The organism is Sphingobium sp. V4, assembly GCF_029590555.1.
Classification (GTDB): domain Bacteria; phylum Pseudomonadota; class Alphaproteobacteria; order Sphingomonadales; family Sphingomonadaceae; genus Sphingobium.
This window is the reverse complement of the sequence record NZ_CP081001.1, coordinates 3,066,725-3,078,948: the sequence shown is the minus strand read 5'-3', so window position 1 is coordinate 3,078,948 and position 12,224 is coordinate 3,066,725. Positions and strand designations below refer to the sequence as shown.

Annotated in this window: 19 protein-coding genes; 10 read left to right on the top strand and 9 right to left on the bottom strand. The window is 65.9% G+C overall.

The window, feature by feature from the left end:
- Positions 1 to 40 precede the first annotated feature (40 nt).
- The 8 genes from K3M67_RS15270 to K3M67_RS15235 all read left to right on the top strand — a co-directional run bounded on the left by K3M67_RS15270 (position 41) and on the right by K3M67_RS15235 (position 5,107).
- Positions 41 to 496 (top strand): hypothetical protein, encoded by a 456-nt coding sequence (locus tag K3M67_RS15270; protein ID WP_285831900.1) that lies wholly within the window; start codon positions 41 to 43, stop codon positions 494 to 496.
- 4 nt (positions 497 to 500) lie between these two features.
- The gene (sufC, locus tag K3M67_RS15265; RefSeq protein ID WP_285831899.1) at positions 501 to 1,247 is read left to right on the top strand and encodes a Fe-S cluster assembly ATPase SufC; all 747 of its coding nucleotides are present in this window, start codon (positions 501 to 503) and stop codon (positions 1,245 to 1,247) included.
- On the top strand, positions 1,244 to 1,996 hold the full coding sequence (locus tag K3M67_RS15260) for a SufD family Fe-S cluster assembly protein (protein WP_285831898.1): 753 nt from the start codon (positions 1,244 to 1,246) through the stop codon (positions 1,994 to 1,996). Before sufC ends, K3M67_RS15260 begins: the two co-directional genes overlap by 4 nt.
- On the top strand, positions 1,993 to 3,219 hold the full coding sequence (locus K3M67_RS15255) for a cysteine desulfurase (protein ID WP_285831897.1): 1,227 nt from the start codon (positions 1,993 to 1,995) through the stop codon (positions 3,217 to 3,219). Before K3M67_RS15260 ends, K3M67_RS15255 begins: the two co-directional genes overlap by 4 nt.
- Positions 3,220 to 3,223: 4 nt before the next feature.
- On the top strand, positions 3,224 to 3,688 hold the full coding sequence (locus K3M67_RS15250; protein ID WP_285831896.1) for an SUF system Fe-S cluster assembly protein: 465 nt from the start codon (positions 3,224 to 3,226) through the stop codon (positions 3,686 to 3,688).
- Positions 3,688 to 4,047 (top strand): HesB/IscA family protein, encoded by a 360-nt coding sequence (locus tag K3M67_RS15245; RefSeq protein WP_066864930.1) that lies wholly within the window; start codon positions 3,688 to 3,690, stop codon positions 4,045 to 4,047. Before K3M67_RS15250 ends, K3M67_RS15245 begins: the two co-directional genes overlap by 1 nt.
- A 20-nt stretch (positions 4,048 to 4,067) precedes the next feature.
- The gene (locus K3M67_RS15240; protein WP_285831895.1) at positions 4,068 to 4,865 is read left to right on the top strand and encodes a Rossmann-fold NAD(P)-binding domain-containing protein; all 798 of its coding nucleotides are present in this window, start codon (positions 4,068 to 4,070) and stop codon (positions 4,863 to 4,865) included.
- Positions 4,866 to 4,942: 77 nt separating this feature from the next.
- Positions 4,943 to 5,107 carry a hypothetical protein gene (locus tag K3M67_RS15235; RefSeq protein WP_198163022.1) on the top strand — a complete coding sequence of 55 codons (165 nt, stop codon included), beginning with the start codon at positions 4,943 to 4,945 and terminating at the stop codon, positions 5,105 to 5,107.
- Here K3M67_RS15235 and K3M67_RS15230 read toward each other — a convergent pair.
- Positions 5,104 to 6,000 (bottom strand): DMT family transporter, encoded by an 897-nt coding sequence (locus K3M67_RS15230; protein WP_285831894.1) that lies wholly within the window; start codon positions 5,998 to 6,000, stop codon positions 5,104 to 5,106. The two genes, K3M67_RS15235 and K3M67_RS15230, sit on opposite strands and share 4 nt — an antisense overlap.
- Complete coding sequence (locus K3M67_RS15225) at positions 5,993 to 7,012, bottom strand: threonine aldolase family protein (protein WP_285832952.1); 1,020 nt, start codon at positions 7,010 to 7,012, stop codon at positions 5,993 to 5,995. The genes K3M67_RS15230 and K3M67_RS15225 overlap by 8 nt, the downstream gene beginning before the upstream one ends.
- Positions 7,013 to 7,168: 156 nt before the next feature.
- On the opposite strand from K3M67_RS15225, the gene K3M67_RS15220 reads away from it, so the two are divergent.
- Both K3M67_RS15220 and K3M67_RS15215 read left to right on the top strand, forming a co-directional pair.
- The gene (locus K3M67_RS15220) at positions 7,169 to 8,260 is read left to right on the top strand and encodes a branched-chain amino acid aminotransferase (RefSeq protein WP_066864938.1); all 1,092 of its coding nucleotides are present in this window, start codon (positions 7,169 to 7,171) and stop codon (positions 8,258 to 8,260) included.
- A 95-nt stretch (positions 8,261 to 8,355) separates the two neighbouring features.
- Positions 8,356 to 9,564, top strand: coding sequence for an FAD-dependent monooxygenase (locus tag K3M67_RS15215; protein ID WP_285831893.1), 1,209 nt, complete (start codon positions 8,356 to 8,358; stop codon positions 9,562 to 9,564).
- A gap of 49 nt (positions 9,565 to 9,613) precedes the next feature.
- Here K3M67_RS15215 and K3M67_RS15210 read toward each other — a convergent pair whose 3' ends face one another.
- The 7 genes from K3M67_RS15210 to pspA all read right to left on the bottom strand — a co-directional run bounded on the left by K3M67_RS15210 (position 9,614) and on the right by pspA (position 12,224).
- Positions 9,614 to 9,853 (bottom strand): hypothetical protein, encoded by a 240-nt coding sequence (locus tag K3M67_RS15210; RefSeq protein ID WP_066864944.1) that lies wholly within the window; start codon positions 9,851 to 9,853, stop codon positions 9,614 to 9,616.
- Between the two features lie 88 nt (positions 9,854 to 9,941).
- The gene (locus tag K3M67_RS15205) at positions 9,942 to 10,193 is read right to left on the bottom strand and encodes a hypothetical protein (protein ID WP_066864948.1); all 252 of its coding nucleotides are present in this window, start codon (positions 10,191 to 10,193) and stop codon (positions 9,942 to 9,944) included.
- 39 nt (positions 10,194 to 10,232) lie between these two features.
- Positions 10,233 to 10,544, bottom strand: a complete 312-nt coding sequence (locus K3M67_RS15200) for a hypothetical protein (RefSeq protein ID WP_285831892.1) — start codon at positions 10,542 to 10,544, stop codon at positions 10,233 to 10,235.
- Positions 10,545 to 10,573: 29 nt separating this feature from the next.
- The gene (locus tag K3M67_RS15195; RefSeq protein ID WP_066864954.1) at positions 10,574 to 10,864 is read right to left on the bottom strand and encodes a hypothetical protein; all 291 of its coding nucleotides are present in this window, start codon (positions 10,862 to 10,864) and stop codon (positions 10,574 to 10,576) included.
- Between the two features lie 38 nt (positions 10,865 to 10,902).
- Positions 10,903 to 11,283, bottom strand: coding sequence for an envelope stress response membrane protein PspC (gene pspC, locus K3M67_RS15190; protein WP_066864957.1), 381 nt, complete (start codon positions 11,281 to 11,283; stop codon positions 10,903 to 10,905).
- A gap of 1 nt (position 11,284) precedes the next feature.
- Complete coding sequence (gene pspB / locus K3M67_RS15185; RefSeq protein ID WP_285831891.1) at positions 11,285 to 11,551, bottom strand: envelope stress response membrane protein PspB; 267 nt, start codon at positions 11,549 to 11,551, stop codon at positions 11,285 to 11,287.
- A 4-nt stretch (positions 11,552 to 11,555) separates the two neighbouring features.
- Positions 11,556 to 12,224, bottom strand: coding sequence for a phage shock protein PspA (pspA, locus tag K3M67_RS15180; RefSeq protein WP_066864962.1), 669 nt, complete (start codon positions 12,222 to 12,224; stop codon positions 11,556 to 11,558).

The following is a 12,224-nucleotide window of genomic DNA, read 5'->3' as shown; positions in this document are numbered from 1 at the left end:
CGCGCAGCGCAGCCCCGCAAACAAGATCAAGGACGGAAAATTGAGCGACGAAGACGATATTCAGGATGCCCTCGCGGATTTCGCGGAGGATGTCGGCAATGGCCAGTCATGGACCGCCGCGATCCGCATCCTGACCGAGGATTATGAGCTGGAAGAGGGCGAATTGCAGGCCCGCGCCGTCAAGGATTTCGGCGATCTCGACGCGTTCGAGGCGGAGAGCCGTGCGGCGCTGGAAGCAGGCGACGTGGCTTTCACCGAGAAACTGCGCAGCGACAAGGCGTTCCACAAGGCGAAGGCGCCCAACCTGGCCCGCATGGGGCCGGTCAGCGAGTTCGTCGTCGCGCTTCTGGAAAAGGGCGCGCCGGAACCCGACGCCGACTGGTGGCCCTATATGCCGATCAAGCGCCATATCGACACGCTGTTCCCCGCGCCGGGCGACGTGCGCGACATGGCTTTCTGGACCGCGCGGACGCTCCAGCGCGCGCATGAGGGATAATTTGATGCTGACGATCGACAACCTCACCAACGAAATCGACGGCAAGGCGATCCTCAAGGGCCTGTCGCTCCGGATCAACGCGGGAGAAATCCACGCGATCATGGGGCCGAACGGCGCGGGCAAGTCGACGTTGGCCTATACGCTGGGCGGCCGTCCCAATTATGACGTGACGGGCGGCAGCGCGACCTTCGAGGGGGCCGATCTGTTCGAGATGGAGCCGCATGAGCGCGCCGCGGCCGGCCTGTTCCTGGGCTTCCAGTATCCGGTCGAGATTCCCGGCGTGTCCAACCTGCAATTCCTGCGCGAAAGCCTCAATTCGCAGCGACGCGCGCGGGGCGAAAAGGAACTGAACGGCGGCGAGTTCATCCGGCTGGCCAAGGAAAAGGCCGCGCTGCTCGGCCTCGACATGGAGATGCTGAAGCGACCGGTGAATGTCGGCTTTTCGGGCGGCGAGAAGAAGCGCGCCGAAATGGTGCAGATGGGCATTCTCGATCCCAGGCTGGCGATCCTGGACGAGACGGACAGCGGCCTCGACATCGACGCATTGAAGATCGTGGGCGCGGGGATCAACGCGATCATGCGCAAGCCCGACAAGGCGGTGCTGCTCATCACTCATTATCAGCGCCTGCTCGACTATGTGAAGCCGGACTTCGTGCATGTGCTGGCGGCCGGGCGGATCGTGAAGTCGGGCGGTCCCGAACTGGCGCTGGAGCTGGAACGCGAAGGCTATGCCGAAGTGGTTGCGGCGTGAACGCATTGGCTCTTCCGACGCGCAAGGATGAAGCCTGGCGCTATAGCGATGTGGAGGCTGTAGCCGCCATCTGGCCGACGCCCGCGCCGACACGGATCGACGTGGCGGAGGGTGACAGCGCGCGCCATCACCTGTTGCAGGACGCGGCCGATGGCGCGGCGGCGGTGCATGACTATGTCATCACGATTGCGGACGGCGCGCGTTGCGATTTCCATCTGCTCAATATCGGCGGCAAGCTGGGGCGTGTGACCTTCACCGTCACGCTGGGGAGCAACGCGCATTTCGAGCTGAACGGCGCCATCATCGGCGGCGGCGACCAGGTGCTGGAGATCATCACCAGCGTCACCCATGCCAAGCCCGATTCGACCAGCGGACAGACCATCCGGTCGATCCTGGGGCAGCGCGCCACGGGCAGTTACCTCGGCAGCATCAACGTCGCGCGCGATGCACAGCGAACCGATGCCTTCCAGTCGATCAAGGCCATGCTGCTGGATCGCACCGCGACGGCCAACGCCAAGCCGGAGCTGGAAATCTACGCCGACGACGTGAAATGCGCGCATGGCGCGACCGTGGGCGAACTGGACAAGGCGGCGTTGTTCTACATGGCATCGCGCGGCATGGACCCGGCGACAGCCAAGACGCTGCTGTTGCGCTCCTTCGTCGCGGGCGTGTTCGACGATGTGGCGGACGTCGCGGTCAAGGAGATGCTCGAAGCCGCCGCGATCGCCAAGCTGGAGGCGCTGGTATGACCGATCTCGCTTCAGGGCTGCGGTTGCGGGACGATTTCCCCGGCCTTTTGAATGGGGATGGGGGCGACTGGCACTATCTGGACAGCGCCGCCACCGCGCAGAAGCCCAATGCCGTGATCGACGCGATCGCGCGGGCCTATGGGCCGGATTATGCGACGGTCCATCGCGGCGTCTACGAGCGGTCGGCGAACATGACGCTCGCTTATGAAGCCGCCCGCCGCAAGGTGGCGACCTTCATCGGCGCAGCGTCGGACAGCGAGATCATCTATGTGCGCGGCGCGACCGAGGGGATCAACCTGGTCGCGCAAAGCTGGGCAGGGACGCAGCTCAAGGCGGGCGACCGCATCCTCCTCTCCACGCTGGAGCATCACAGCAATATCGTGCCGTGGCAGCTGGTGGCGGAGAAAGTGGGCGCGGCGATCGACGTCGTGCCGCTGACGCAGGATGGCCGGATCGACCTGGACGCAATGCGGGCGATGATCACGCCGCAGCACCGCATGGTGGCGCTCGCCCATGTGTCCAATGTGCTGGGTAGCGTGCTCGATTGCCGCCGCGCCGCCGACATCGCCCATATGGTCGGCGCGAAGATCCTGATCGATGGCTGCCAGGCGGTGCCGCGCCTGGCCGTCGACGTGCAGGCGCTGGACTGCGACTTCTACGTCTTTTCCGCGCACAAGCTCTATGGCCCGACCGGCATCGGCGTGTTGTGGGGCCGCAAGGAACTGCTCGACGCCATGCCGCCCTATCAGGGCGGCGGGTCAATGATCGACAAGGTCACGTTCGAAAAGACTACCTACGCCCCCGCGCCGACCCGATTCGAGGCGGGAACGCCGCATATCACCGGGGTCGTCGGGCTTTCCGCCGCGATCGACTATGTGCAGGCGATCGGGCTGGACGCCATCCACGCGCATGAATCTGCGCTGGTGGCCAAGGCGCGCGGGGCGCTGGAAAGCCTGAACAGCGTGCGCCTGTTCGGACCGGAAGATTCGGCCGGCATCCTCTCCTTCGAGGTCGAGGGGGTGCATCCGCACGATGTCGGCACCATATTGGACGAAACGGGCGTCGCGATCCGGGCGGGGCATCATTGCGCCCAGCCGCTGATGCGGCATCTGGGCGTCGAGGCGACCGCGCGGGCCAGCTTCGGCATCTATAGCGACGAAAGCGACGTGGATGCGCTGGTGCGCGGTCTGGAGCGTGTGAGGAAGATTTTCGCCAATGACTGACCATATGAGCGAAGAGCGGAAGATACTGGTGGAAGAGGTGGACGCGGTCGAGACGCCGCCCAAGGCGCGCGTGGACGATGTCGCGGAGGCCACGCCGCGCCAGCGCGACTATCTGGACGGGTTTCTGGCGCAGAAGCCGGCCGAGACGCCTGCGGGCGAGCCTGGCGGCAATCTCTATGACGGCATCATCGATGCGCTGAAGGAGATTTTCGACCCGGAAATCCCGGTGAATATCTATGATCTGGGCCTGATCTACGGCGTCGACGTGACGGAGGACGGTCATGCCGTCGTCACCATGACGCTGACCACGCCCCATTGCCCGGTCGCCGAATCCATGCCCGGCGAAGTCGAACTGCGCGTCGGCGCGGTGCCCGGCGTCGGCGATGTCGAGGTGAATCTGGTCTGGGATCCGCCATGGGACCCGCAGAAGATGAGCGACGAGGCGAAACTGGAACTGGGAATGCTCTGATGACCACCGAGACCAAGACCCGTGCCCGTCCCGCCGCCGTCATCCTGACGCCGAGCGCGCAGGCGCGCATCGCCGACCTGATGGCACAGGCCCCCGAAGGGACGATCGGCGTCAAGCTGTCGACCCCCAAGCGCGGCTGTTCGGGCCTTGCCTATTCGGTCGACTATGTGACGCAGGAAGCCAAGTTCGACGAGAAGATCGAGACGCCCGGCGGCGTGCTGTATATCGACGGCGCTTCGGTACTCTATCTGGTCGGGTCGACCATGAACTGGGTGGAAGATGATTTCACCGCCGGCTTCGTCTTCAACAATCCCAATGCCAAGGGCAGTTGCGGCTGCGGCGAGAGCTTCACGGTCTGATTTCCGGCGGGCGATCGACCATGCCCCACATGCTCATAATCGGCATGGGTTACACTGCATCGCGGCTCGCCGCCCGTTTGGGTGAAGAGGGCTGGCACATCACCGGCGTCCGCCGGAGCGCCGATGCCGACATGATCGCGTTTGACGATGATGGCGCGGTCCGCGCCGCGATCGCCCAGGCCAGCCATATCCTCTCCTCCGTCCCACCCGAGGGCGATGCCGATCCCGTGCTGGCCCGCTATGGCGCCGCCATCGCCGCTGCGCCCGCAATCTGGAGCGGCTATCTTTCCTCCACCGGCGTCTATGGCGATGCGGCGGGTGCCTGGGTGGATGAATCCAGCCCGGTCGGCCTGGGACGCCGCGCCGCCCGGACTCAGGCCGATGCCCATTGGGGCGCGCTGCGATCCGACATGCGCCGCTTCCGGCTGCCCGGCATCTACGGCCCCGGCCGCTCGGCGCTCGACCGGGTGCGCGAGGGGCGCGCCCATCGCATCGACCTGCCCGACCAGATATTCAGCCGCGCCCATGTCGACGACATCGTGTCGGGGGTGGTCGCGTCGATCCGCCAGGGGCCACCCGGCGTCTACAATCTGTCGGACGACCTGCCCTGCGCGCAGAACCGACTGATCGAGGAGGCCTGCGCCATGCTGGGCCAGCCCCTTCCGCCGCTGCTGACGCTGGAGGAGGCTCGCCTTTCGCCGATGGCGCGGTCCTTCTATGCGGAAAACCGCCGGGTCGCGAACGGGCGGGCGAAACGGCTGCTCGGCTGGTCGCTACGCTATCCGACCTATCGCGACGGGTTGCGCGCCTGCGCCTGATTCCCTTTGTCGCATGGTTTACGGCTTGTTAACCGGACGGATCGAGAAGGGAGGTATCGCTTCACGAGGGATGCTCCATGACCCGCATCGACAGCCAGATCGACCGCGCCTTTTCCGCGCTCAGCCACCGGATGAATGATCTGGGCGCGCCCGGCCGCGGGGCGGCATCGCACGAGCCGATCGCCAGCCTGATCGACAAGGTCAATGCCGCCAAGCTGCGCTACCAGCCGGGCGCCCGTTAGGCAGCCTTCGATCGCAGCGCGATCCCCATGCCGGCAATCGCCAGCAGCGCGCCCGCGAAGGCGAGCGCCGACCAGCGATAGCCCTCCACCACGGTGGAGATCAGCATGGCGATCATCGGGATCAACACGCTGGTATAGGCCGCGCGGCCCGCGCCCATCCTCTGGATCAGCGTGAAATAGAGCGGGAAGGTCACGACCGACCCGGCCAGCGCCAGCCAGCCGATACCCGCGACATAGCCCCAGCGCATGTCGAACTGCGGCGGCCCGACCGTCGCGAAGGCGAACAGCGCGTCCACGCCTGCGCCAATCAGCATCGCCCAGGCCAGCACCGCGACCATCGGCAGGCGCCTGGCGATCTCCATGCCCTGCATCACATTGGCGGCCGATGCGCTCATGAGGCCCGCGAGCGCGAACCCCGCGCCCAGTAGCACCATGTCGGGGCTGACCGTCGCCACGCGATATTCGTGGAGCAGCATCAGGATGATGCCCGCCACCGCGACGACCGAGCCGCCGATGAAGGCGCGACCGACGGGCTGGCGGAAGATCAGGAAGGCGAGGATCGAATTGGGGATCAGCAGCATCGCATAGACCACCGCGACCACGCCCGACGTCAGATAATGCTCCGCCCGGTAGACGAAGTTGAAATTGAGGACGAATTGGGCAAGGCCCAGCAGCGCGGCGTAGAGGATGCCGCTCCGCCCGATCCCCAGCCGGATACCGCGCCACCGGGCGAAAGCCGCCATGGCGACGCCGGCGAGCAGGAACCGGTAGCAGACTGACCAGCTGGCCGGGACCGAGCCGATCTGGTCGCGGATGACGATCCAGGTCGAACTCCAGATCAGGGTGACGAGGATGAAGGGGACCGCGACGCCGCCCCTGGACGGTTCAGCCATCGTCGAGCGCTTTCAACGCCTGCGCCAGCGGGGCGACGCTGGCCGCGTCCTGCGACCAGTTGGTGACGAGCCGGGCCGCGCCCTCGCCCCAGTCGTAGAAGTCGAAACCCTGCGCGCGCAGCTGCGCCGCTTGCGCCGCCGTGAGCCGCACGAACAGCTCATTGGCCTCGACCGGGTGCATCAGCCGTCCAGTCGCCCCTTCCGCCAGCGCCTGCGCCGCGCCATTGGCGGCGCGGGCGTTGCGCAGCCACAGGTCGCCTTCGACCATGGCGAGTATCTGCGCGGCGAGATAGCGGCCCTTGGACATGAGATGGCCCGAACGCTTGCGCCAACGCGTTGCTTCGGCTGCGCGGGCATCGGCCTGCGCGCCGAAGAAGAGCAGCGCCTCGCCGATCATGCCGCCATTCTTGACGCAGCCGAAGCTGAGCGCGTCCACGCCGGCGCGCCAGGTCAGATCCGCAGGCGCACACCCCCGGTGCGCCACCGCATTGGCGAAGCGCGCGCCGTCCATGTGGACGCTGAGGCCATGCGCCTTCGCGACCTCGCCCAGCGCCGCGACCTCGTCCGGCGCATAGGCCAGCCCATATTCGGTGGCGTTGGTGATGCTGATCGCGCGCGCCGGTACCTGATGCACGTCGGGACGGATCGTCTTCAGCCGCTCCGTCACCGCCTCGGGCGTCAGCTTCGCGCCAGCGCCCGGCAGCGGCATCAGGGTCGCGCCATGGGTGAAAAAACCCGGCGCGCCACATTCGTCGACGACGATATGGGCCTCCTCATGGCAGAGCACGCCGCCATAGGGTGGGCAGAGGGTGGCGAGCGCGATGCTGTTCGCCGCCGTGCCGGTGGACAGCCACAGCGCCCGCACCGGCGTTTCGAACAGCGCCGAGAAGGCGCCGTCCAGCCGCGCGCTCCAGGCGTCGCCGTCATAGCCATGATCTTCATGGTCGGCGGCAGCGATTGCGGCCATCACTTCGGGGCAGACCGGCGTCGCGTTGTCGGAGAAGAAATACATGGCGCAGCGATAGCGAGGCAGCCGGGGCGCGGGAAGAGGCCAGCGTCGCCAGCCTGGCCCTGCCGCAACAAAATGGGTCAGCATATATGACCCATTGTTTCGGGAGCCGCACTGTGACATAGGCGCCCCTTCCGAGCCAGAACAAGGAGACTCACCATGGCCGTCGAGCAGAAGTCGCGCTTCACCGTCACCCGCAACAGCCAGGCTGTGGCGGCGAACGAGCGCGCCGTGCTGCTTGAGGATCCCGGTTTCGGCCGGCTTTTCACCGACCATATGGTGACGATCCGCTATACCGAGGGACAGGGCTGGCACAGCCACAAGGTGGAGCCGCGCGCGCCCTTCCAGCTCGATCCCGCCTGCGCCGTGCTCCATTATGCGCAGGAAATCTTCGAGGGGATGAAGGCATACCGGCTGGAGGATGGCAGCATCGCCATGTTCCGCCCGGAGGAAAATGCCCGCCGCTTCGCCGAATCGGCCGAGCGCATGGCGATGCCTGCCATCCCCGAAGATCTGTTCCTGGAAGCGGTCGAGGAACTGGTGAAGATCGACGCCGACTGGATTCCGGGCGGTGAGGGCAGCTTGTATCTGCGCCCCTTCCTGTTCGCGAGCGAGGCGTTCCTGGGCGTGCGTCCGTCGAACGAATATATTTTCTGCGTCATCGCCTCGCCCGCCGGCGCCTATTTCAAGGGCGGCAAGAAGGCCGTCACCCTGTGGGTGTCGGAACATTATACCCGGGCGGCGCGCGGCGGCACGGGCGCGGCCAAATGCGGCGGCAATTATGCCGCGTCGCTGGTCGCGCAAAAGGAAGCGACCAAGCAGGGCTGCGACCAGGTCGTGTTCCTGGACGCGGCCGAGAACAAGTGGGTCGAGGAACTGGGCGGCATGAACGTCTTCTTCGTGATGGAGGACGGGTCGATCGTCACCCCGCCGCTGAGCGGCACCATCCTGCCCGGCATCACCCGCAATTCGATCATCACCCTCGCCCGCGCCAAGGGGATTGAGGTGCGCGAGGAGCTCTACAGCTTCGCGCAGTGGCGCGAGGACGCCACCAGCGGCAAGCTGCGCGAAGCCTTCGCCTGCGGCACGGCGGCGGTGGTGACGCCGATCGGCACGGTCAAGAGCAGCAGCGGAGACTTCACCATCGGCAATGGCGATGGCGGACTGGTGACGGAAAGCCTGCGCGCCGAGTTGACCGGCATCCAGCGTGGCATTGTGGCCGATCCGGCGGGCTGGGTGCGCAAGCTGTAATATCCCGTCGTCACCCGCGAAAGCGGGGATGACGCGATATGGTCGCGGCAAGCGCCGACTTCCCAATCCGATCCCAAGCGCCTAGAAAGGCGGCCATGGAACGCTTCGACGTCGTGATATTGGGGGGCGGGCTGGTCGGCCTGACCCTGGGCATCGCTCTTTCCGGCCATGGCGTGCGCTGCGCCGTGATCGATCCGGCCGATCCGGTGGATACCACTGCCGCCGGTTTCGACGGGCGCGTTTCCGCCATCAGTTCGACCAGCCACGCGATGCTGAGCGCCATCGGCGTGGCCCGGCATCTGGAGGGCAAGGGCTGCCCGATCGACCGCATCTGGGTGAGCGACGGGCTGGAGCCGGGCGCGCTCGACTTCGCGCCGGATGCGGATGACGGGGTGATGGGGACGATGTTCCCCAATCGCGACCTGCGCATCGCGCTGGCGCAGACAGCGGCCGAGGCGAAGAATCTCACCCGCTTTCAGCCCGACCGCGCCGTCCATGTCGACCGCAATGCCGACGGCGTCACGCTGACGCTGGCGAGCGGCGCGACGATCGAGGGCGCGCTGCTGGTCGCTGCCGAAGGGCGCAACAGCCCGACGCGCGAGGCGGCCGGCATCACCACGACGCGCTGGCAATACAAGCATACCGCGATGGTGACGGCGATCGACCATGAGGTGCCGCACGCCAATACCGCCTACGAGATTTTCTATGTCGGCGGTCCCTTCGCGTTGCTGCCAATGCTGCCGGGCACCCGATCCGCCGTGGTATGGACCGTGCCGACCGGGCAGGCGCCGGCGATGATGAAATTGTCCGAGCGCGCCTGGCTGGCCGAAGCGCAGAAGCGGATCGGCGGCTTTCTGGGCGAAATCCGGCTGGCGGGGCCTCGCTCTTCCTATCCGCTGGGCTTTCACCATGCCGCGCGGATCACCGACACGCGCCTGGCGCTGGTCGGCGACAGCGCCCATGCCATCCACCCCATCGCGGGGCAGGGGCTGAACCTGGGCTTCCGCGATGTCGCGGCGCTGGTCGAGGTGCTGGTGGAGGGGATGCGGCTGGGCCTCGATCCCGGCGACGCGCAGTTGCTGGCGCGCTACCAGCGCTGGCGCGGGCTGGATGCGATGATGACCAGCGTGGCGATGGACGGGCTGGTTCGCCTGTTCGACGTGCCGGGCAGGCTGCCCTCATTGGTGCGCCGGGCCGGCCTGGCGGCGGTGCAGCGCACGTCGCTACTCAAGCATCGCTTCATGGCCGAGGCACGGGGCCAGTCCGGCGCGCTGCCCCGCCTATTGTCGGGCGAGATGGTCTGAAACGACAGGCCTGTACACGGGGCGACCTGACGGCGCCCCGTGCGATGGTTCAGAGATCGACGCCGGCCGCGATGGCTTCCAGCTTGCGGATGCGTTCCTTGAGGTCGGCGACCTCGATCCGGGCGGCGGCCGATGGGGGCGCCGATTCGTCGCCATGGCCGTAGCGGACCAGTTCGGCGCGCTTGAGTTCCAGCCAGCCGTTCCAGCCGCGAAGGCCAGCGAAGGCGATGATGGCCAGGCCAGCCAGGCTGGTCGCCGCCAGCGTGATATAGAGATAGGGGTCCTGCATGAATGCCTCCCTGTCCAAACGAGCGCGAAAATCGTTTATGGTCGCATTTTCGAACCGAAGGACTGCTGCGCAGCCCTTCTGAAAATGCTCAATCGCGGTCGCGGAGCTTTTCGAATTCCCGCTCCAGCGCGGTGGAGCCGTCCGTCGCCAGCCGCTCCAGCACGGCCACGCGATCCTTGAGCGCCTTCACTTCCGCGCGCAGCCTTTCCGCTTCCGGGTCCGGCCCACGCTGGATGAAATCTTCGCCCTTGTGCCGACGCACGACGCCATATTTGGCTCGGATGACGCTGGCGATGGCGGTGATCGCGACGATCGCGACGACCATTTCAAACGGGTTCATGTCTCTTGTCTCCCTGTTGGCGCGCTGGCGTCTCGGGCCTTAGTTGGCCGGGCCGCGCAGCCGTTCGATTTCGCGGTTGAGCTGGTGGCTTTCGTCGGTGACGATGCGTTCGACCACGGCGAGCCGGTCCTTCATCGATCCGATCTCGGCGCGCAGCTGGGCATTTTCCTGGCTCAGCAGCTTGATGCGCTCGACCATTTCCTCATTTTTCTGCGGATAGATCGCCTTCCCCCAGCTGTTTTCCAGCGGATAGCCATGCTTGATGCGCAGCCAGGTGGTGAAGATCCAGCCGCCGACCGCCAGCGATCCGACGATGACCGCGACCGGCGCGAAGGCTTCGAATGGAAACATCGTCTATACTCCCTTGGCTCGGCCGCGCGTCAGCGCAGTTCCTCGATTTCGCGCGCCGTGCGGGTGGCAGGATCGGTGGCGATCCGTTCCAGCACGGCGATGCGTTCCTCCAGGCGGCTGATTCGGCCGGTCAGCTTTTCGTTTTCGTTTGAAAGAAGGTCGATTTTTCGACCGGCGTCAGGGTCCGTTCGATGAACGGTGCCGGTCCATTCATTTTCGACCGGATAGCCGTGGCGGGCGCGGACCCAGGTGGTGAACATCCAGCCCAGCGTCGACATGGCGATGATGGCGAGGACGAAGAAGGGACCACCGAAATTCATGACTGTCTCTCCCCTGTTATGCCGCCCCGATGCAGCGATCAGCGCAGGCTGTCGATCTCGTCGGCCAGGCGGGTGTTGCGGCTGGTATAATAGATTTCGATGTCGGCCAGGCGACGGTCGATGTCGCGGAACTTGGAGCGGACATCGCGGGTGGAGCGCGTCGGGTTGGTGCGAACGCCCTGCCAGAATTTCTCGTCGTCGCGATCCGCATAGAGGCCCGATGGCTTGTTGTCGGCGAAATAGGCGGCGGCGAAATAGGCGATCAGCGACCAGGGGAAGGCGCCCATCAGGGTGATGAGCACCGCCCCGACCCGGACCCAGACCACGTCGATCCCGGTATAGTCGGCAATGCCGGCGCAGACGCCCATCCATTTGCCATTGGCCTTGTCGAGATAGAATTTGGTGCGGCGGGCGGTCATGTCAGTTCCTCCGGTCGAATTCGTAGTCGTCGTCGCTGGAAGGACGCTGCGGACGGAAATCGGGATTGTCGGCGGCGACGATCCGTTCGACCGTCTGGAGCCGTTCTTCCAGGCGACGGGCGAGAAGGTGCAGCTCGTCGAGCAGCTTCTCATCCTCGTCGGTGATCTTGGGCGCCTGCTTCCACTTGGTGATGTAGTGGAAGATCAGCCAGGGCATCCCGATGAAGAGCGTCGTGATCGCGACGATGGGGATGAGAATCTCTTCCATGGGATCAGGCTCCCTTGTTCATGCTGGCCTTGAGCGCGGCGAGATCGGCATCGACCTTGTCGGCCGACTTCAATTCCGCAATCTCTTCCTCCAGCGTCTTGGGCTGCTGGCCCAGGCTCATCGCATCGGCGCGGCCTTCGGCCATGTCGACGCGGCGTTCGAGCATGTCGAAGCGGGCAAAGGCTTCGTTCACCTTCTCGCCGGCATAGGCTTCGCGCACGCGCAGCCGGTTCTCGGCGCTCTGCATCCGCGTGACCAGGCTGTTCTGGCGGGCGCGGGCTTCGCGCAGCTTGCCCTGGAGCTTGGCGATGTCTTCCTCCGACGCCTTGAGCGCGTCGTCCAGCGTCTCGATCTCGTGGTTGAGCTGTTCGGCCATGTCGGCTGCCTTCTGTCGTTCGACCAGGGCGGCCTTGGCCAGATCCTCGCGATCCTTGCTCAGCGCCAGCTGCGCCTTCTCGGTCCAGCTCTCCTGCAAGGCATTGAGCTTGGCGATATGGCGGCGCATCTCCTTCTGGTCGGCGATGGTGCGGGCGGCGGACGCGCGGACCTCGACCAGCGTCTCCTCCATTTCGAGGATGATCATGCGGATCATCTTCGCCGGGTCTTCCGCCTTGTCGAGCAGGTCGGTGACATTGGCGGCGATGATGTCGCGGGTGCGGGAGAAAATACCCAT